This window comes from Streptomyces sp. NPDC020965, assembly GCF_044333555.1.
GTDB lineage: Bacteria > Actinomycetota > Actinomycetes > Streptomycetales > Streptomycetaceae > Streptomyces.
The window spans coordinates 1-20,408 of record NZ_JBIRRE010000023.1 but is presented as its reverse complement, the minus strand read 5'-3'; the positions used below and the strand labels follow the sequence as shown (position 1 = coordinate 20,408).

At 70.6% G+C, this 20,408-nt stretch carries 11 protein-coding genes; 2 read left to right on the top strand and 9 right to left on the bottom strand.

Going from position 1 to position 20,408, the window contains the following annotated elements; genetic code table 11:
- Positions 1–293 precede the first annotated feature (293 nt).
- From ACH4S7_RS36380 to ACH4S7_RS36345, 8 genes are all read right to left on the bottom strand, one after another.
- Positions 294–1,868: a D-alanine--poly(phosphoribitol) ligase gene (locus tag ACH4S7_RS36380; RefSeq protein WP_398525716.1), complete on the bottom strand. Its 1,575-nt coding sequence runs from the start codon at positions 1,866–1,868 to the stop codon at positions 294–296.
- Positions 1,869–1,921: 53 nt separating this feature from the next.
- On the bottom strand, positions 1,922–2,170 hold the full coding sequence (locus ACH4S7_RS36375; protein WP_398525715.1) for a phosphopantetheine-binding protein: 249 nt from the start codon (positions 2,168–2,170) through the stop codon (positions 1,922–1,924).
- 117 nt (positions 2,171–2,287) lie between these two features.
- The gene (locus ACH4S7_RS36370) at positions 2,288–3,205 is read right to left on the bottom strand and encodes an ACP S-malonyltransferase (protein WP_398525721.1); all 918 of its coding nucleotides are present in this window, start codon (positions 3,203–3,205) and stop codon (positions 2,288–2,290) included.
- Between the two features lie 62 nt (positions 3,206–3,267).
- Positions 3,268–4,167: a proline iminopeptidase-family hydrolase gene (locus ACH4S7_RS36365; protein ID WP_398525714.1), complete on the bottom strand. Its 900-nt coding sequence runs from the start codon at positions 4,165–4,167 to the stop codon at positions 3,268–3,270.
- An 85-nt stretch (positions 4,168–4,252) separates the two neighbouring features.
- The gene (locus tag ACH4S7_RS36360; RefSeq protein WP_398525713.1) at positions 4,253–5,662 is read right to left on the bottom strand and encodes a methylaspartate mutase; all 1,410 of its coding nucleotides are present in this window, start codon (positions 5,660–5,662) and stop codon (positions 4,253–4,255) included.
- On the bottom strand, positions 5,659–6,135 hold the full coding sequence (locus tag ACH4S7_RS36355; protein WP_398525712.1) for a cobalamin B12-binding domain-containing protein: 477 nt from the start codon (positions 6,133–6,135) through the stop codon (positions 5,659–5,661). Before ACH4S7_RS36355 ends, ACH4S7_RS36360 begins: the two co-directional genes overlap by 4 nt.
- A gap of 180 nt (positions 6,136–6,315) precedes the next feature.
- Positions 6,316–7,302: an aldo/keto reductase gene (locus ACH4S7_RS36350; protein WP_398525720.1), complete on the bottom strand. Its 987-nt coding sequence runs from the start codon at positions 7,300–7,302 to the stop codon at positions 6,316–6,318.
- 53 nt (positions 7,303–7,355) lie between these two features.
- Positions 7,356–8,825: an NDP-hexose 2,3-dehydratase family protein gene (locus tag ACH4S7_RS36345; RefSeq protein ID WP_398525711.1), complete on the bottom strand. Its 1,470-nt coding sequence runs from the start codon at positions 8,823–8,825 to the stop codon at positions 7,356–7,358.
- Positions 8,826–9,021: 196 nt separating this feature from the next.
- On the opposite strand from ACH4S7_RS36345, the gene ACH4S7_RS36340 reads away from it, so the two are divergent.
- Positions 9,022–10,179: an aminotransferase class I/II-fold pyridoxal phosphate-dependent enzyme gene (locus ACH4S7_RS36340; RefSeq protein ID WP_398525710.1), complete on the top strand. Its 1,158-nt coding sequence runs from the start codon at positions 9,022–9,024 to the stop codon at positions 10,177–10,179.
- A 7-nt stretch (positions 10,180–10,186) separates the two neighbouring features.
- On the top strand, positions 10,187–10,897 hold the full coding sequence (locus tag ACH4S7_RS36335; protein ID WP_398525709.1) for a class I SAM-dependent methyltransferase: 711 nt from the start codon (positions 10,187–10,189) through the stop codon (positions 10,895–10,897).
- A 407-nt stretch (positions 10,898–11,304) separates the two neighbouring features.
- Here ACH4S7_RS36335 and ACH4S7_RS36330 read toward each other — a convergent pair whose 3' ends face one another.
- Positions 11,305–20,355, bottom strand: coding sequence for an SDR family NAD(P)-dependent oxidoreductase (locus ACH4S7_RS36330; RefSeq protein WP_398525708.1), 9,051 nt, complete (start codon positions 20,353–20,355; stop codon positions 11,305–11,307).
- Positions 20,356–20,408 lie beyond the last annotated feature (53 nt).

The window sequence follows — 20,408 nt, the reverse complement described above, 5'->3', positions numbered from 1 at the left end:
AGTGAGGCTAGCCCGGTGCGGGCCGGCCGACATACCCCTAGCGGCCCCTAGGTCGTGTCTTCAAAGTCCCGTCTGTCTGCCGTGCCCTGGCACGCACCCTCCCTGCGTTGTCGTCGGTCGCCTATGCTCCGCATGGGCTCCCTCCTCCGCCTTGGGATCGCACGCACCAGACCCCGCCAGCCCCGCCCTCCGGGCGGACGACGCTACTTTGAAGACACTCCCCCGGGCCTGTCGCTGTAAGGGGTGCGGCAATGAGTGAGCGGCCGGGGGGTTGCCCGGCCGCTCGGACGTGCTCAGCCGAGGAGTTCCTCGGCACGTGCGGTCAGTGCTCGCCGGTCGATCTTGCGGTTGGAATTCAACGGCAGTTCGGCGACATGGCGGTAGTGCCGTGGTACGACACCGTCGGGCAGGGTGGCGCGCAGCACGGCGGCGAAGCGGACGGGCGGCACCGGGGCGGGGGCCGTGTAGAAGACGACCAGCTCGGTGCCCGCGTCGGTGGCGGCGCCGACGGTGACGGCCTCGCCGACGCCCTCGCACCCCTGGAGGGCGTGATCGACCTCGGCGAGCTCCACCCGCCAGCCCTGGATCTGGACCTGGGCGTCCATCCGGCCGAGGTAGACGAGTTCCCCGCCGGGGGCCAGTCGGACCCGGTCCCCGGTGCGGTACCAGCGGCGCCCGTCGTGGTCGAGGAAGCGGCCGTGGTCGTCGGCGGGGTCGAGGTAGCGGCCCGCCATCTGGGGTCCGGTGACGCAGAGTTCCCCGGTGTCGGGGTGGGGCAGTCCGTCGGCGTCGATCAGGACGTGGTCCAGGCCCTTGTGGAGGGGGCCGATGGGGACGACGCCGTTGGCGCCGACGACCGGGGAGACCTCCGGGGACCAGCGGTGGGCGGTGACGGTGACGGTGAGTTCGGTGGGGCCGTACAGGTTCTCCACGAAGGAGGCGGGCGCGGCGCGCTGCCAGTCTTCCGTGTCGGCGCACTTGAGTGCCTCGCCCGCGAAGAAGCTCCAGCGCAGGGTGGGCAGTGAGCCGGGTGCCAGACCGCCGAGCCGGCGCACCAGCGCGATGCTGCTCGGGGTGGAGAACCAGACGGTGACGCCCTGTTCGGCGAGGTGGGCCGGCAGGTCCCGGTATGCCTGGGGCGGGATCTGGATGACGCTCGCGCCGGCGCCCCAGGCGCAGAACAGGTCGAAGAGCGAGCAGTCAAAGTTGAGGTCGAAGGTCTGGGTGAAGACGTCGTCCGCGGTGAAGTCGTAGCGGGCGTCGAGGACCTCGAAGTAGTGGGCGATATTGCCGTGGCTGAGCGGCACGCCCTTGGGCCGCCCGGTGGAGCCGGAGGTGAAGAGGACGTACGCGGTGTCGTCCGGGACGACGTCCCGGGGCGCGGTGAGCGCGTACCCCTCGTCGATCGCGACACGGCGGCCCGGGGCGCTCCCGTCGGCGGGGCTCTCGTCGGCGGGGGCGCCTTCCTCGTCGGCGGCCAGGACGGCGGTGTCCCGGCGGTCGGCGAGCAGTTCGGGGAGCAGCCGCCGGCCACGACCGTCGGCTATGACGGCGGTGACCCCCGCGGCCCGCATCATCTCGGCGGTACGGGCCGCGGGGAAGTCCGGCCGCAGCGGCACGACGGCGGCGCCGGCGTAGAGCGCGGTCAGGATGCCCAGATAGGCGGGGATGCCCTTGTCGGCGAGGACACCGACGGCGGCCGGGGGCTCCGGCGTGGCGCGCAGCAGGGAACCCGCCCAGGTCAGGGCGGTGCGGTGGGCCTGCGCGTACGTCAGGGTCCGCCCGCCGAACCGTACGGCGGGCCGGTCGGGCGCGCAGGCGAGCCCGCGCAGGAAGCGGGCGTGCAGGGCGTGGTCGGCGGCGTGCATCGGTCCTCCGTCGGGCCGGGCTGGCGGCCCGGGTTGTGCGCCGGGCCGGGTGGTCAGTGGCGCGGCTCGACCATCTGGGAGAGGGTCTTCCAGAGCACGCCGGGGGTCTCGAAGGTCTCCTTGGTGAGCGCCTCGTCCTGGAAGTGGACGTCGTAGGTGTTCTCCAGCTCGGAGAGCAGCTCGACGGTGCCGAGCGAGTCGAGGCCGATGTCACGCAGGTTGATGTCCTGCTCCAGCGGCTGGTCGGCGGAGAGGAACGGGAGGTAGCGGCGGAGGAGGTTCTCGAACTGGGCGTCCCACATGGGAGGCTCCCTTCGGCCCCCGGCAGGGGGGCGGACGGTGGTGGTGGCCGGGCGGCCGTGGTGCGGGGACCCCCGGGGTCCCGCCGCCGTGGTGGGCGGGCGGAACCCCGATCGGGGTCAGCGCGAGGTGGTGCGCGCGCGGGGCTGGAGGGCGAGCCGCGGGGTCGCCGCGATGACCTCGAAGGCGCGGGTGGTGGTGCCGACCCGCCCGAAGAGGCTGTCGGGGCCCGCGACACAGACGCGGGTGACGCCCTGGTCCTGGAGCGAGGAGATGACGTCGGGCCAGCGCAGCGGGCGGACGAAGCTCTCCAGGAGCATGGTGCGCACCTCGTCGCCGGTGGTCAGCACCTTGCCGTCCTGGTCGGCGACGACGGGCAGGGTCGGGTCGTGGAAGGTGAGGGGGGCGATGACCTCCTCCTCGGCCTTGTCGCGCAGCCCGCCGAAGGCGGCGGCGTGCATCGGGGGCCGCATGGCGTACAGCGGCATGGCGCCCACCGACCGGAGCCGGCCCTCCAGCCAGACACTGTTGCGTTCATGGAGGGTGAGCATGAAGAAGTCGTGGTCGATGTGGCAGGAGATCTCGTGCCATTCGCCGCGCTCGTCGAGTTCGGCGAGGATCTCGTCGAGCCGCTCCCGGGGGGCGCGGACGAAGGAGTGCGTGACCACCCCGAGGTGCTCCGTACGGAAGTACTCGTCCATACAGCGGGCGAGGCCGGCCGTCATCCGGACGGCGTCGGCGAAGGTGAGGGCGCCGCTGTAGGCGGCGACGGACTTCTCGCCGAAGCTGGCTCCGGCGCAGATCCGGGGGGTGAGGTCCATGGTCTGCTCGGCCCAGCGGGCGAGGGCGACGCAGTTGACCAGGAAGGCGATCTGGGCGTACTCGGAGTAGTCGCCCTCGGCCTGCCGGAACCGGTCGACGAGGGAGTAGCCGAGGGTGTCGTCGGCCTCCGCGAGGAGTTCCCTGGTGTACCGGTTGGTCACCATGAACCGGCCGACGTCGGAGAACGCGGCGGGTCCCATCCCGGGGAAGAGCATCGCGGTCGCGCCGGCCGCGCCGGTCCCCTCGACGTCGTGCTGTGTCGTCTCCACGGTCGCGTTCACACCAGGCTTTCGAGGTAGTCGATCATCACCTCGTGGAACCGCTCGGGCTCCTCCAGGTGCGGTACGTGGCTGGAGTTCTCCAGCACCTCGTACCGGACGTCGGGCACGAGGTCGAGGAAGGGCTTGACGGTCGCGGGGGTGGCCTCGTCATGACGGCCGATGAGGACCATGGTGGGCACCTGGATGTCGGGCAGGCAGTCCTCGACGGACCAGTCGCGCAGGGTGCCGATCACATGGAACTCGTTCGGCCCGTTCATGGTCGTGTAGACCGTCGGGTCGTTGTAGATCTCCATGAAGGTGGCGGCGAAGTCCCGGGGCCAGGGCACGATCCGGCAGACGTGCCGGTCGTAGAAGGCCCGCATGGCGTGGAAGTACTCCTCGGTGTCCGTGGTCCGCGCCGCCTCGTGCTTGAGGAGGGTCTCCTGCACGTCGGGCGGGAGCAGTGCGCGCAGCCGCGCCATCTCCTGGAGCCAGATCTTCATGGAGGCGGGTGCGTTGGCGACGACGAGGCCGCGCAGTCCGGCGGGGCGGCGGGCGGCGTGCACCGAGCCGAGCATCCCGCCCCAGGACTGGCCGAAGAGCACGTAGTCGCCGGCTATGCCGAGCTGGTTGAGGAGGTTGTCCAGTTCGTCCTCGAAGAGCTGGACGGTCCAGAAGTCCTCGCCCTTCTCGGGGAGGTGGGTGGATCCGCCGTTGCCGAGCTGGTCGTAGTGGACGACGGGCCAGCCGGCTTCGGTGAGGGAGGTCATGGCCAGCAGGTAGTCGTGGGTGGAGCCGGGACCACCGTGCAACAGCACCACCGGTGGTTTACCGGAATGCAGATCGCCCGTTACCCGATACCACGTCCGGTATTGACCGAACGGCACAGTCCCCTTGGCACTCGGGGGCTTGGACATTCACACCACCTCACGGTTCGATTACGTCGCTCATGCTAGGGGAGAGCGCCGCTCCAGCCGTCCCCTATCCGCCCCCTAGCCACCCCTAGGGGCGCTGCTGCCGGGGTATCCGGAGCGGCTCCCGGGATTCCGGAAATGCCAGTTGGTCATAGGTCCGCTGCACGAAGGAAAGGGCCGATATCAGATCGGTTGACGATACCGAGCGGCCTGTTCCGCTTTTTCTGGCATTCCCCAGGGGCAGCATTCCGGTCTCCGCCCATTGCAGCCGCCCGGTGTCGTCGATGTAACTCCGGCTGCGGCCCATGTTGTCGGGGTGGAGGCAGTAGGGGATGTCCAGGTATCCCCTCTTGAAAGCGCGGAACAGTGCGGTGCCGACATCCGGTCCGCAGTTCATGACGGCTTCGATGAGGGCGCGGGCCTCCGCGTAGACGGCGGAGTCGGTGGAGCCGTCCGCGGCGGCGCCGGGGCCCGCTGTGAGCGCGGCGGATCCGTCCGCGTACGTACCGGGTCGGGCCGTGAGCGCGGCGGTGGGGTCGGTGGCAGCGGGCGCAGCGGAGTGACCGGCCGGGAGCGCGGTGGCCCGGCGGGCGGCGCGGGACACGGTGGCCGCGTGCTCCAGGGCCGCCACGTTCTCCCCGATGGTGGGGATGCGGTGGGCCTCGGCCGCGGTCTTGACGATGAGCCGCTCGGCCCCGGTGGCGACGGCGAGTTCGGCGGCCCGGCCCAGCAGTGCGTGGGCCCCCTCGGGGGTGGTCGGATAGACCCCCATGTAGGCGTAGATGACGATGTGGCAGTCGGCATCGGGCAGCAGTTCGCGGTGGAGCCGGCGCAGCGCCAGCACGGCTTCCTCGTCCTGTCCCTGATGGGTCTGCTGGGCGTAGCTGAGGGAGATGCTGCGAATGCCGTGCTGGTGGAAGAAGAGCGCTTCGAGCATGCTGATGGCGACGAGCTGGCTGGGCGGGCAGAGCTGCCCGAGCATGCAGCCGCCGAAGGTCTCCAGATGCGGTTCACGGCCCAGCTCGCGCAGCCGGGCGAACTCCTCGCAGCAGCGGGTCCAGTTGGTCACCGACTGTTCCAGCGGAATCCGGCCGTAGGGCAGGCAGTAGGAGACGGGGCCGCCCTCGGTGGCGTCCAGGCCCGCGCGGGTCAGCGCGCCGAAGATGTGCAGGGGGGTCGCCGACCCGTGCCGGATCTGAACGGGGAAGTCCTCACCCGCGATCCCGGCGAGGAGTTCACGGGTGGTGGATTCGTCGTAGGTGACGATGGGGTAGCCGTTGAGGGCGATGCCGGAGCGGAGTGCCTCCTCGGCTGCGGCGAGTTCCCCGACCCGGGTGTAGCTGTCCAGGGTGATGGTGCCGACCGTGGCCGCGTCCGCCGCCCGGGTCGCGGCGAGACCGGCGCGCATCTCGGCCGTACCGCTGAATCCCATCCGCGGCTGGACGACGAGTTCGCCGCGCCGGTGGACGGAGCGGACGTAGGCGCCGAATCCGGTCAAGACACTACTCGCTGCGGGAGCTTCTCGACGTATCTGGTGAAGGAGGACACGGCCTCCGCCCCGTCGGGGAACACCGCGTCGAACCCGGCGCCGGCCAACTCGGCCGCGTACGACTGACCCGGGCCCGAGACGCCGAGCTTCCCGCCGATGACGACGGGGATGTTCGCGAGGTCCTCGCAGGCGCGCAGTTTCCCGATCACCCGTAGCCCGTCCTGGTAGCCGTGGCCGTTGACGGTGCTGATGACGACGAGGCCGGGGCGGCGGTCACGGCACTCGGCGATGAGCAGTTCGTCGGGCACGCAGGGACCGAGGTTGATGACCTCGTGTCCCAGCTCCTCGATCAGCAGTTGGAGGAAGACCAGGTTCCAGGTGTGCGAGTCGGAGGCGACGCTGCTGATCAGCACGGGCCGGGCACGCTCGGCGGGCAGGTGGTGGTCCTGGTCCGGGAGCCGTTCGGATGTGATGTCGGGCATCGGGCGGACATGAGGCGGCATGTGGGGACTGCTCCGTGTCAGGGGTGGGAACGGCCGGGACGCGGTCGTTGTTCGGGTCCGGCACCAGTGGCGGTGCCCGTTGTCAGGGCTCCCGACCGCTGGTGCCCCCCGGCCGGTGACACGCTCGTGGGTGACCGGCCGGGGAAGTCGTCCCGCCCGTCAGGCGAGCCAGGTGGCCGGCGCCGGCTGACCGTTGCCGATCGGCGGGAAGAGTTCGTCCAGCGGCGCCAGGATGTCCTCGGGCAGCGTCATGTCCAGGGTCTCCAGCGCGCTCGCCAGGTGCCCGGTGGTGCGCGGGCCGATGACGGCGGCCGTGAGACCCGGCCGGGACAGCAGCCAGGCCAGGGCGACCTGGGACGGGTCGGCGGAGATGCTCTCGCACAGCTTCTCGTACTGCTCGACGGTGTCCCGCATGGTCCGCAGCGCGACCTGCGCACGGCCCTGGGCCGTCTTCACCGCCGTCCCCTCGTCCAGCTTGCGCAGCGCCCCGCTCAGCAGACCGCCGTGCAGCGGCGACCAGGCCAGCACTCCGATGCCGTGCGCCCGCGCGGCGGGGACGACCTCCATCTCCACGTACCTGGTCGCCAGGTTGTAGCAGCACTGCTCCGACACGAGTCCGAGGAAGTTACGGCGGGCCGCCGCGGCCTGCGCGTCGGCCAGATGCCAGCCCGCGAAGTTGGACGACCCCACGTAACGGATCTTGCCCTGGTGCACCAGGGTCTCCATGGCCTGCCACACCTCGTCCCAGGACGCCGTCGGGTCGATGTTGTGGAGCTGGTAGACATCGATCCAGTCGGTGCGCAGCCGCCGTAGCGAGTCCTCGCAGGAGGCGATGATGTGCCGCGCCGACAGCCCCTGGTCGTTGGGCAGATCGCTCATCGGGTTGCAGACCTTGGTGCCCAGGACCACGCGCTCGCGCCGGCCGCCGCCCTGTGCGAACCACTCTCCGATGATCTCCTCCGTCAGGCCCTTGTGGACCTGCCAGCCGTACTGGTTGGCGGTGTCGAAGAAGTTGATGCCCTGCTCCAGGGCCTCGTCCATGAGGGCGAACGCCTCGTCACGGGTGGTACGGACGCCGAGGTTGAGGGTGCCCAGACAGAGCGGGCTGACCTTCAGTGCCGTACGTCCGAGCTGCCGGTAGAGCATCGTCACCCTTTCAGGGCCGGGGAGAGCGGGAGGAGATCCGGGGAGGGCGCGGGTCAGTTCCGCCCCTGCGCCCCCGAGAGGCTGTGCAGGCACGCGATGAGACTGCGGGCCTGGACGTTGACGTAGTGGCTGTGCCGCAGCAGGCCGACCATCTGGTGGAGCGCCATCCAGCGGTACTCCGAGGACAGTTCCGGCGCCACGTCGATATCGGACTCGACGATGATGTACCGGTTCTGCGCGTGGTAGAACCGGCCGCCCTCCTCGGAGAGGATCGTCTCGAAGCGGACCTGCTCGGGACGGGCCGAGAGCACCTCGCCGAGGAACGGCGGCCGGGCGGCGGCGGGCAGGCCCTCGTAGTTGCCGGGCGTGCACATGACCGTGGGCGACAGCTCCACGACATCGAGATAGCCCGGCTCGACCCGGGCGTGCGCCAGCACGTGCAGCACCCCGTCGATCCGCTTGACCAGGAACGCCACGATGCCGATCCCGGCCGGCGCGATCATCGGCTGGGTCCACTGGCGGACCTCGCGGTCCCCGTCGGTCTCGATGCGCACGGCCATCACGTCGAAGAACCGACCCGTGTCGTGCGTGATCGCGTCCGGGGTGCGCCGCCAGCCCGCCACGTCGCGCAGCGGCGTCAGCCGGGTGCGCACCTCGTTGCGGGTACGAGCGTCAGTGATCCAGCTCAGCAGGTCCCCGGTGGTGTGCAGACTGCCCTGGTCCTCGCTGCACGAGCGCAGGATCGGCATCCGCAGATCGCCGCCGGTGCCCGGGAGCTGCTCGGCGAGCTGCGCACCGGAGAAGGGCAGACACGACAGCACCGTACGGGTGTCCATGTTGATCAGGTCGTCGATCGCAAGGAGGCGGTGCAGCTGACCGATGGTCAGCCACATGAACGCCTCGTGCTGCTCGATCTCCGCCTCGGTCTCGACGACCATGTTCCGGTTGCGCTTCTGGTAGAACCACGAGCCCTGTTCGGACTGGAGCGCGTCGGTGATCACCCGGTTCGCCGAGGTGTCCTGGAAGTAGCCCACGTACGGGACGGGGTTGCCCTGGTGCACCCGGGTGTAGTTGCTCCGGGTCGCCTGCACCGTCGGGGAGAGCTGGAGGCCGTTGCGGTTCCCCGGCTCCAGCTTCGCCTGCATCAGACAGTGCAGAACACCGTTGAATTCCTTGATCAGAATCCCCAGGATCCCGATCTCGGGCTGATTGATGATGGGCTGCGCCCAGGCGGGCACCGGCGCACCGGGCAGTTCGACGGAGAGCCCCTGCACACTGAAGAACTTCCCACTGTCGTGCCCGATGTTCCCGGTCACGGGATCGGAGCTCCAGCCGGTGAGTTCGTCGAGCGGCACTCTCTCGACATGTGCGGTCCGCTGCCCTCTGGCGGCGAACCAGTCGTGGAATTCGTCGAGGCTGTGCAGCGCCCCGTCGTCGACGACACTCACCGACTTGGCGATACGGACCGCGAGCGACTCGTCGCCGGTGTGGGTGGGCGGAAGAGTCGACAGCGTCTCGGTCATGGAAATCTCCATTGGGGCGGCTGGCCATGGTGAACTCAGTGGCAGACGGCGCCGACGCTAGTCGCGCGGAGGCCGCCGCGTCAGCAGCAGTGGGACCGCATAGGGGGGTGGTTAGGGGCTGGCGGCGGCCCCTACTGGGGCGCGCCCATGCCCGCAGGGGTTGAGGCTAGGGGCGGGTGAACGGAACGATGAACAGGTGACTGATTCCCCTGTGTTCCGCGAGCCGTTGCATGTCGGGCGACCCAATATAGGCAGTCGTGCCCGCCTGACGGAGAGACTGGAGGGAGCACTCGACCGGCTCTATCTCACCAATGGTCCGCTGGTCCGAGAATTCGAGGAGAGACTCGCCGAGGTCGCCGGTGTCGACCACTGCGTCGCGGTGTGCAACGCCACGATCGGGCTCCAGGTGGCGGCGAAGGCCGCGGGAATCCGGGGTGGCGACGAGGTCATCGTCCCGGCCTTCACCTGGGTGGCCACCGCGGCGGCACTGGACTGGATCGGAATCGTCCCCGTCTTCTGCGACGCCGACGAGACGACCGGAAACATCGACTGGACCAAGGTCGAGGCGCTGATCGGCCCGCGCACCCGCGGCATCATGGGCGTGCACGTCTTCGGCCGCCCCTGCGAGGTGGACGAGCTGGAGGAGATCGCCGGCCGGCACGGACTGCCGCTGCTGTTCGACTCCGCGCACGCCATCGGCTGCACCTACAAGGGCCGCCCCGTCGGCGGCTTCGGCACGGCGGAGGTGTACAGCTTCCACGCGACCAAGTTCGTCAACAGCTTCGAGGGCGGCGCGATCGTCACCCGGGACGCCGAGTTCGCCGAGCGCTGCCGCGAGCTGCGCAACTTCGGCATCACCAGCGCCGGTGAGATCCGCTCCGGCGGGACCAACGCCAAGATGAACGAAGCAGCGGCGGCCATGGGTCTCACCTCGCTGGAGGTGATGGACAGCCTCATGGAGGCCAACCGGATCAACCACGGCCGCTACGAGAAGGGCCTGGACGGGCTGCCCGGTGTCTGGGTACGCGGTCAGGCCGAGGGCGAGCGCGCCAACCACCAGTATCTGGTGATCGAGATCGACGCCGCAGTGGCGGGTATCCACCGCGACGAGGTGCACACCGCCCTCATCGCCCAGAACGTCCTCTCGCGCCGCTACTTCCACCCCAGTTGCCATCAGGTGGAGCCCTATCTGAGCGACCCCGCCCGGCACGCGCCACACCCTCTGCCGCACGCGGAGGCACTGGCCGAGCGCGTGCTCGCCCTCCCGACGGGTACCACCGTCGGGCCGTCGGAGATCGATCAGGTCTGCGACATCATCCGGCGCTGTGTCAGTGCCCGAACCCCGGCCAGGTGACTCCTTCATGTACGAAGAGGACTTCGCGCGCGTCTATGACGACATCTATCGGCGGCACAAGGACTACGCCGGTGAGGCCGCCCGCATCCGCGAGCTGGCGCTCGAACGCAACCCCGGAGCGGCCGATCTGCTCGATGTGGGCTGTGGCACCGGCGAGCACCTCGCGCTGCTGAGAGACGATTTCGCCGTCACCGGTGTGGACCTGTCGGCGCCGATGGTCCGGGTCGCCGAGGCCAAGCTGCCGGGGGTGCCGGTCCACGAGGGCGATATGCGCACCTTCGGGCTCGACCGGAGCTTCGACGTGATCTGTTCGATGTACAGCTCCGTCGGCTATCTGGAGACCCTGGACGGTCTGTTCGCCGCCCTGAAGAACATGGCCCACCATCTGCGTCCCGGCGGGGTGCTGATCGTCGAGCCGTGGATTCTGCGGGACAGTTGGAACGGCGGCGATCTGGTGGAGGCGAGCTTCGAGAACGAGGGCGGCAAGGTGGTCCGCATGGGCCGCTGGACCACCCGGGCCGGGCGCAGCCATGTGGAGATGCACTACCTGGTGACGAGCGGCGACGATCCCGTACGGCACTTCGTGGACGAACAGGAGCTGTCGCTGTTCTCCAAGGACGAGTACGAGGAGGCGTTCCGCGCGGCCGGGTGCTCGGTGGAGTACCTGCCCGACGGGTATGTCGACCGCGGTGTCTTCGTGGGGGTGCGACAGCCATAGGCTGACGCGCTCAGCACCGTCAGGGGCGGTGCGGCAAGGACAACGGCTTCCGGGCCGGGATCCTCGCCGCACCGCCCCTGACGTCGTACGGGAATGCTGTTCCCGGGCGCGCTCGTACGGGAGGCGGGGCGCGTACGGACAAGTGCGGTATGGGCAGGGGGCGTACGGGCACGGCGCGTACGGGCAGGATCGCAGTGCGGGCAGGATCGCAGTGCGGGCAGGGCGCGTACAGGCAGGGGTCACGGTACGAGCAGGTCACGGTACGAGCAGGTCGCGGTACGAGCAAGGCACGCGATGCGGACGGCGGGTACGCGTCCCACCCGTACCTACGGCCGAGGGCCGGCCCCTGTGCGGGGTCGGCCCTCGGCGATGTCCTCCGGCGCTCGACCGGCTGATGGGGAGACGGGTCAGACCCGGTCCGCGAGCCATCCCTCCACGGCGTCGGCGGTCGCGGCGGCCTGGCTCTCGATGATGTCGAAGTGGTCGCCCGCCACCTCCAGCACCGTCTCGGCCGTGTCCCACGAGGCCCGCCAGTCATCCGTGGCGGCAGCGGCCCCGGCGTCCCCGCCCCCGACTCCGCCCGCGTCGGCGCTCGCGCTCAGCGACCGCTCCGGGCGGACGAAGAGCACCGGCGCCTTCACCTCACCCGTCTTGACCTCGCCGACGAGCCGCGCGTACCGGCCCATCGCCGACAGCCGGGCGCTGGTGAACCGTCCGAAGACCTCTTCCCGCGAGAACAGGCCCTCCACCATGCTCACCCAGAAGTCGCCGTCCATGCTGGTGCCACCGTCCGCGCGGTAGCTGTCCAGCAGCACCACGGCGGCTGGCGCGCACCCTTCGGACTCCAGCCAGGCGGCCACCGCGTGGGCGAAGACACCGCCAGCCGAGTAGCCGAGGAGGACGAACGGCTCGTCCCCGGCCGCCCGCAGGAGGCTCCGGCCGAAGACCTCCACGACGGCTTCGGCCGTCGCCGGCAGCAGGTCTCCCGTCGCGAATCCGGGCATGGGGAGCGCCGAGACCTCGCGTACGCCCCGGAAGTGCGCCGCCAGCCTGGCGTACTGGTGCGTGCCGCCCATCGCCATCGGCGAGGCGAAGCAGAACAGCCGCGCGGCACTCGGGCCCTGGGCGAGCCGTACCGGCACCGGCAGATCGTCGCCCAGTTCGTCGGCGCTGTGGAAGGCCGGGCGCAGCTCGGCCACGGCCCGTAGCAGATCGACGCCCTTCGTCACCTGACCGGCCCGTACCGCCGTACGGAACAGCCCGCTCAGGGTGTCCGCTTCGTCGTCCGACCGCGGCGCCGGCTGCTGGCCCGGTGCGGCGGCGACCGTGTCGGCCACTCCGTCGACCAGGTGCCGCGCCAGATCTGCGGGGGTGGTGTGGTCGAAGACGACGGTGGCCGCGAGCCGCAGACCGGTGGCCTCGTTGAGCTGGTTGCGCAGCTCCATCGCGGTCAGCGAGTCGAAACCGGACTCCAGGAACCCGACCCCGGGATCGACGTCCTGCGGGCCCCGGTGCCCCAGCACCACGGCGGTGCACGAGCGGACCAGGCCGAGGAGGTGTTCGTACCGCTCGTCGGGCGTCGCGGCGGCGAGCCTGCGCCGCAGCTCGGCCGGACCCTCGTGGCGGGCTCCCGCCGACGCGCCCTTGCGGCGCGCGCTCACCAGGGACCGCAGCAGATGCGGTACGTCGTCCTGCGGTCGCAGGTCCAGCAGCATCGGCAGTACGACGGCGTCCGGACCGGCGCAGGCGGTGTCGAAGAGCGCCAGACCGTGGTCGGTCGTGAGCGCGGCGACACCACCACGGGCGATACGCGCCTGGTCGCCGCCGCTGAGCGCGCCGCCCATACCGCCGTCCGCCTGCCACAGGCCCCAGCCGAGCGACAGACCGGGCAGCCCCTGGCCGCGTCGCCGGACGGCGAGCGCGTCGAGACCGGCGTTGGCCGCCGCGTAGTTGGCCTGACCGGGGCTGCCGAGGGTGCCCGCGGCGGAGGAGAAGAGCACGAACGCCGTCAGGTCGGCGTCACGGGTCAGTTCGTCGAGCAGGAGGGCCGCGGTCGCCTTCGGGCGGAGCACCGCGTCGAGCCGCTCGGGCGTGAGGGACTCCACGAGCCCGTCGTCCAGGACCCCCGCCGTGTGCACGACGGCACCCAGCGGCCGGTCGGCGGGGACCGCGGCCAGCAGGGCGGTCAGCGCCTCACGGTCGGCCACATCGCAGGCCACGACCTCGGCCAGGGCGCCCAGTTCGGCCAGCTCGGCGACCAGCTCCGCCGCGTGGGGGGCGCTCGGGCCGCGCCGCCCGGCGAGCAGCAGATGCCGGACGCCGTACGCACGGGCGAGATGCCGGGCGAGTTGGCCGGCGAGCGCGCCCGTACCCCCGGTGATCAGGACGGTCCGCTCGGGATCGAACGTGGCCACGGCCTCCGCCCCGGCCCGCTCCACGCGGCCCAGCCGGGCCGCGTTGACGGTACCCGCGCGCAGTGCGAGCTGTGGCTCACCGCTCGCCACGGCGGCCGGGAGCGCCCGCGCGGACGCCTCGGAACCGTCCGAGTCGACCAGGACGAACCGGCCGGGGTGCTCGGTCTGCGCCGACCGTACGAGGCCCCAGACCTCGGCGCCCGCCACATCGGTGACCTCATCGCCGGGGGTCGCCGCCAGCGCGCCCCTGGTCATCAGGACGAGGGTCGCAGCCGCGAACCGGTCGTCGGCGAGCCAGGACCGCACCGCGCGCAGCGCCCGGTGCGCGGCCCGCTCGCCCGCGTCCGGCTCTTCGCCGGCGGGCACTGTCAGGGGCAGCAGGACGACCTCGGGCGGCGTGCCGCCCTCGGCCTCGGCCGCCAGGGCGTCGAGATCGCCGTACGGGACGGCACGGGCCGGAGCGAGACCGTACGGGTCCCCTCCGAGCAGCGCCCACTCCCCCGCGGTGGTCGCCCCGTCGCCGCGCAGCGCCTCCCACTCCAGCCGGAAGAGCGCGTCCGGGCGGTCGGTGCCGGCCCGCGCGAGCTGCTCGGCGCTGATACCGCGCAGCAGCAGTTCCCCGACGGTCGCGACGGGCGCGCCGACCGCGTCGGCGATCCGCAGGTGGTAGCTGTCGCCTCCGGTGGGCCGTACGGAGAGCCGCAGCCGGGTCGCGCCGGAGCGGTGGAGCGTCACACCGGACCAGGCGAAGGGGAGCCGGGCCACGGTGCCGTCCTCCTGTGCCGTGCCCGCGTCGGCGTCGGCGTCGTTCGAGAGTCCGACGGCGTGGAGGGCGGCGTCGAGGAGGGCGGGGTGCATCCCGAAGCGGGCGGCGTCGACCGCCGCGCCCTCGGGCAGCTCGATCTCCGCGTACACCTCATCGCCCTTGCGCCAGGCGGCCGTCAGCCCCTGGAACAGCGGACCGTAGACCAGACCGTCGGGTGTGGCGGCCAGTTCGCCGTAGAAGTCCCCGATCTCGACGGCCTCGGTTCCGGCCGGCGGCCAGGCGGTGAGGTCGAAGTCGGCCGGGTCGGCCGCCGTGCCGAGGGCACCACTGGCGTGCCGGGTCCAGGGGGTGTCGGGGTTGTCGGTGTCCTCGGCGCGGGAGTAGACGCTGACGGTACGGACGCCGGACGTCTCCAGTGCGCCGACGACGACCTGGAGCTGGACGGCGCCCCGGTCGGGCACGACCAGCGGGGCCTCCAGCGTCAGTTCCTCCAGCCGGCCACAGCCGACCTCGTCACCGGCACGGACCGCCAGCTCCACAAAGCCCGTACCCGGAAGCAGCGTCACCCCCGCGACCTGGTGATCCGCCAACCAGGGGTGGGTGTGCAACGACACCCGACCGGTCAGCACCACACCATCGCCACCGGCCAGACCCACCACGGCACCCACCAAGGGGTGCTCCGCGGCGGTCTGGCCCAGACCCGAAGCGTCCGTGACCGAGTGTCCGGCGTCGAGCCAGAACCGGCGACGCTGGAAGGCGTACGTCGGCAGCTCGACCCGCCGGCCCCCCGCCACGAGGGGGGACCAGCTCACCGGGACACCGCGTACGGCGATCCGGGAGAGACCGGTCAGGAACTCCCGCACCTCGGCGCGGTCCCGGCGCATCAGCGGCGCGCACTCCACATCCGCACCCTCAGGTACGGACGTGCGGGCCATCCCGCTCAGCACACCGTCCGGACCGATCTCCAGGAACGACGACACACCAGCGCCGAGCAGGGTCTCCACCCCGGCACCGAAACGAACCGCCTCACGAACATGCCGCACCCAGTAACCCGGCGTCGACAGCTCACCGTCCGCCATCGACCCCGACACATTCGACACCACCGGGATCGCGGGGTCCTCATAGGACAGATCCGCGACCACCCGTGCGAAGTCGGCGAGCATCGGCTCCATCAGCGGTGAGTGGAAGGCGTGGCTGACGTCGAGCCGCTTGGTCTTCGCACCCCGCTCCCGGAGTACGTCCACTACGCGGGCGACACCGGCCTCGGTGCCGGAGACGACCACGGCGTCGGGGCCGTTGATCGCGGCGATGGAGGCGTCCTCCACCCCCTCCAGGAGGGCAAGCACATCCTCCTCGGTGGCCTGCACCGCCACCATCGCCCCACCCTCCGGCAGCGCATCCATCAACCGACCACGAGCCGCCACCAGAGACACCGCATCCTCAAGCGAGAACACCCCCGCGACATGCGCGGCAGCGATCTCACCCACCGAATGCCCGGCGACAAAGTCCGGCACCACACCGAACGACTCCACCAACCGGAACAGCGCCACCTCGACGGCGAACAACGCAGCCTGCGCATACACGGTACGGGTCAGCAGGGCGGCCTCGGCCGAACCCTCCTCGGCGAACAACACCTCACGCACCGCAACCCCGGCACGCTCCAACAGACCACACGTCTGCTCAAGAGACGCCGCAAACACCGGGAATTGGGCCGCGAGTTCCCGACCCATGCCGACCCGCTGCGCACCCTGCCCCGTGAACAGGAACGCGGACTTCGCCATGGTGGTGGCCGTCCCCTGAACCAGACCGCTCACGGGCCGGCCGTCGGCGAGTGCTTCGAGCGCCGCGACGATGTCCTGTCGCTCGGTCGCCACAACGGCGGCACGGTGGTGGAAGCGGGTACGGGTGGTGAGGAGGGCCCGCGCGACGTCCTGCGGGTCGAGGTCGCCGTTCCGGTCGAGGTGCTCCAGCAGACGGCGGGCCTGGTCGCGCAGTGAGTCGGCGGTCCGTCCGGAGACGATCCAGGGCACCGGAGTGCCGGCGGGCGCGTCCGTCGGGGCAGGCGCGCCCGCGGGGGCCTGCTCCTCGGTGGGGGCCTGCTCGACGATGACGTGCGCGTTCGTACCGCTCACACCGAACGACGACACACCGGCGCGGCGCGGACGACCGGTCGCCGGCCACTCCCGGGCCTCCGCCAGCAGTTCCACGGCGCCGGCGGACCAATCCACATGTGTCGAAGGTTCCGACACATGCAGCGTCTTCGGCAGCACGCCGTTCCGGATGGCCATCACCATCTTGATCACACCGGCGACACCGGCGGCGGCCTGGGTGTGACCGAAGTTCGACTTGGCCGAGCCGAGCCAGAGCGGCTGGTCCGCGGCGCGATCCTGGCCGTAGGTGGCCAGCACCGCCTGGGCCTCGATCGGGTCACCGAGCGTGGTGCCGGTGCCGTGCGCCTCGACCGCGTCGACGTCCGACGTCGTCAGACCGGCGCTGGCCAGTGCCTGGCGGATCACCCGCTGCTGCGAAGGACCGTTCGGCGCCGTCAGACCGTTACTCGCACCGTCCTGGTTCAGCGCCGAACCACGGATGACCGCGAGTACCTCGTGCCCGTTCTTCCGCGCGTCCGACAACCGCTCCAGGACCAGGACGCCGACGCCCTCGCCCCAGCCGGTGCCGTCGGCGTCCGCCGAGAACGCCTTGCAGCGACCGTTCGTGGCCAGACCGCGCTGCCTGCTGAAGTCGATGAAGGTGTCGGGGCCCGCCATGACGGTGACACCACCGGCGATGGCCATGGAGCACTCACCCTGGCGCAGGGCGTGCGCGGCGGAATGCAGGGCGACGAGCGAGGAGGAGCAGGCGGTGTCGATCGTGACCGCCGGGCCCTCCAGACCCAGGGTGTACGCGACCCGGCCGGAGACGACGCTGCCGGAGATGCCGGTGCCCAGATAGCCTTCGGCCCCCTCGGGAATGTCAACGATTCGGGTGCCGTAGTCGTGGTACATCACTCCGGCGAAGACGCCGGTCTGGGTGCCCTTGAGGTCGGCGGGCACGATGCCGGCCTGCTCGAACGCCTCCCAGGACGTCTCAAGGAGCAGCCGCTGCTGCGGGTCCATGACGATGGCCTCACGCGGCGAGATCCCGAAGAAGTCCGCGTCGAAATCGGCCGCGTCGTGCAGGAACCCGCCCTCGCGGGTGTAGCTGGTCCCGGCGTGGTCCGGGTCCGGGTGGTACAGCGCGTCGAGGTCCCAGCCGCGGTCGGTCGGGAACTCCGATATCGCATCCCGGCCATCGGCGACCAGCCGCCACAGGTCCTCCGGCGAGCGGACCCCGCCTGGGTAGCGGCAGCCCATGCCGATGACGACGATCGGGTCGTCGTGCACCGGCCCGGTGGTGGCGAGCGGCGCGAGGGGCGCGGCCACGGCGACCTTGCCGGAGAGTTCGGCGAGGAGGAAGTCGGTGAGGATGTCGGTCGAGGGATAGTCGAAGACGAGCGTCGCCGGGAGGCGGACCCCCGCGACGGCCGTGAGGCCGTTGCGCAGTTCGACGGCCGTCAGCGAATCGAAGCCGAGGTCCTGGAACGCGCGCTCCGGCTCCACGAGATCCGCCGAGGCGTACCCCAGCACCTGCGCGACCTGCGCACGAACCACACCGAGCACCAACGGCCGGCGCGCCTCGGCGGCCAGGCCGGCGAGGCGGCCCGCGAGGTCGTCGGCGGAGTCCGCCGCACGGCCTTCCGCCGCCGTGCGCCGCTTCGGCGCGCGGACGAGGTCACGGAAGAGGGCGGGCAGTTCGTCAGCGTGTGCGCGCAGCGCGGTGGTGTCCAGATGGACGGGGACGAGTGTCGCCTTTCCGGTGGCGAGGGCGGCGTCGAAGAGTGCGATCCCCTCGTCCAGCGCCAGAGGGAAGACTCCCCCGCGTGCCATCCGCGTACGGTCGGCTTCGGCCAGGTGGCCCGTCATACCGCCGTTCGCGGTGTCTTCCCAGAGTCCCCAGGCCAGGGATGTCGCCGCCAGCCCCAACCCACGCCGATACTCCGCCAAACCATCCAAATAAGCATTCGCCGCCGCATAGTTGCTCTGACCACCACCACCCACCGTCCCCGCCATCGACGAGAACAACACAAACGCCGACAGCCCCATGTCACGCGTCAACTCATGCAAAAACCACGCAGCATCCGCCTTCGGACCAAACACCGACGCCACCCGACCCACCGACATCGACTCCACCACACCGTCATCCACCACACCCGCCGTATGCACCACAGCCGAAAGATCCGACCCAATACCCCCCACCACACCCGCCAACGCCACACGATCACTCACATCACACGCCACCACCTCCACCACAGCACCCAAGCTCTCAAGCTCAGCCACCAACCCCACCGCACCCGGAGCACCCAACCCACGACGCGACACCAACACCAAACGACGCACCCCACGCTCCACCACCACATGCCGCGCCACCAACGCACCCAACCCACCCGTACCACCCGTCACCAACACCACACCATCACCCAAACCACCCCTGATATCGGCACCATCAACACCCGCATCCGGCACCACATCCGCCGCCACAACACTCACCCGCGCCAAACGAGGAACAAACACCTCACCCCCACGCACCACCACCTGCTCCTCACCCGAACCCAAAGCCAACCCCACACCCACACCCACATCACCCTCAACACCCACATCCACCAACACCAACCGACCCGGATGCTCGGCCTGAACCGACCGCACCAACCCCCACACACCCGCACCCGACACATCCACCACACCACCAGAACCAACCGCACCCCGCGTCACCACCACCACACGAGAACCAGAACCCCCACCCAACACACCCTGCAAACCCTCCAACACACCACCCACCACCGAAACCCCATCCCCACCAACACCCACACCAGCCTCCAACACCACCACACCCGACACATCCACACCCCTCACACCAACAACCGGAGACCACACCACCTCAAACAACCCACCACCCACACCCGAACCCACCCCAGCAACCGCCACCGCACCAGCAGAAATCGCCCGCAACACCAACGACTCCACCACCGCAACCGGCACACCCACACCATCAGCCACCAACAACGACACCCGATCCCGCGCCACATGACGCACACACACCCGCAACACCGAAGCACCCGAAGCAAACAACGACACCCCCGACCACGAGAAGGGCAGCCGGGCCACGGTGCCGTCCTCCTCCTGGTCCTCGTAGGAGGCCGAGAACCCGAGGGCGTGGAGGGCGGCGTCGAGGAGGGCGGGGTGCATCCCGAAGCGGGCGGCGTCGACCGCCGCCCCCTCGGGCAGCTCGATCTCCGCGTACACCTCATCGCCCTTGCGCCAGGCGGCCGTCAGCCCCTGGAACAGGGGACCGTAGACCAGGCCCGAGTCCGGGCGGTCATACATTCCGTCGACGGAGAGGGGCTCCGCACCGGCCGGCGGCCATGCCGTGAAGTCGAAGTCCGCCGAAGCGGTGGTTGGGCTCAGCAGACCACTGGCGTGCCGGGTCCACGGGGCGTCCGTATCCGTGTCCTCCAGCCGCGAGTAAACCGCGACCGGTCGCTCTCCCACAGCATTGGGGGCCTCCACGGTCACCTGGATCTGGACGGCGCCCCGGTCGGGTACGACGAGCGGTGCCTCCTGGTTCAGCTCCTCCAGCCGGCCGCAGCCGACCTCGTCGCCCGCGCGCATCAGCAGCTCGACGAACCCGGTCCCCGGGAACACCACCGAAGACGCGACCCGGTGGTCGCCCAGCCAGGGATGCGTGTTCAACGACACCCGACCGGTCAGCACGGCACCGTCACCACCGGCCAGACTCACCACAGCACCGATCAGCGGATGCCCGGCAGCCGTCTGGCCCAGACCCGAAGCGTCCGTGACGGAGTGCCCCGCCTCCAGCCAGAACCGGCGACGCTGGAAGGCGTACGTCGGCAGCTCGACCCGCCGACCACCCGCCAGCAGCGGACCCCAGCTCACGGGGACTCCCCGTACGGCGATCCGGGACATTCCGGTGAGGAACTCCCGCACCTCACCCCGGCCCCGGCGCATCACGGGGACACAGCCAACGTCGGCGCCGTCGGAGATCGACCCACGGGCCATCCCGCTCAGCACACCGTCCGGACCGATCTCCAGGAACGACGACACACCAGCGCCGAGCAGGGTCTCCACCCCGGCACCGAAACGAACCGCCTCACGCACATGCCGCACCCAGTAACCCGGCGACGACAACTCGGCATCCGCCACCGCACCCGACACATTCGACACCACCGGAATGGTGGGAGCCGCGAACGACAACCCCTCCACGACGGTGGCGAACT

Excerpts from the sequence above, each read along its gene's own strand:
- ACH4S7_RS36380 (WP_398525716.1), bottom strand. The coding sequence starts at position 1,868 with ATGCACGCCGCCGACCACGCCCTGCACGCCCGCTTCCTGCGCGGGCTC.
- ACH4S7_RS36375 (WP_398525715.1), bottom strand. The coding sequence starts at position 2,170 with ATGTGGGACGCCCAGTTCGAGAACCTCCTCCGCCGCTACCTCCCGTTC.
- ACH4S7_RS36370 (WP_398525721.1), bottom strand. The coding sequence starts at position 3,205 with ATGCTCTTCCCCGGGATGGGACCCGCCGCGTTCTCCGACGTCGGCCGG.
- ACH4S7_RS36365 (WP_398525714.1), bottom strand. The coding sequence starts at position 4,167 with ATGTCCAAGCCCCCGAGTGCCAAGGGGACTGTGCCGTTCGGTCAATAC.
- ACH4S7_RS36355 (WP_398525712.1), bottom strand. The coding sequence starts at position 6,135 with ATGCCCGACATCACATCCGAACGGCTCCCGGACCAGGACCACCACCTG.
- ACH4S7_RS36350 (WP_398525720.1), bottom strand. The coding sequence starts at position 7,302 with ATGCTCTACCGGCAGCTCGGACGTACGGCACTGAAGGTCAGCCCGCTC.
- ACH4S7_RS36345 (WP_398525711.1), bottom strand. The coding sequence starts at position 8,825 with ATGACCGAGACGCTGTCGACTCTTCCGCCCACCCACACCGGCGACGAG.
- ACH4S7_RS36335 (WP_398525709.1), top strand. The coding sequence starts at position 10,187 with ATGTACGAAGAGGACTTCGCGCGCGTCTATGACGACATCTATCGGCGG.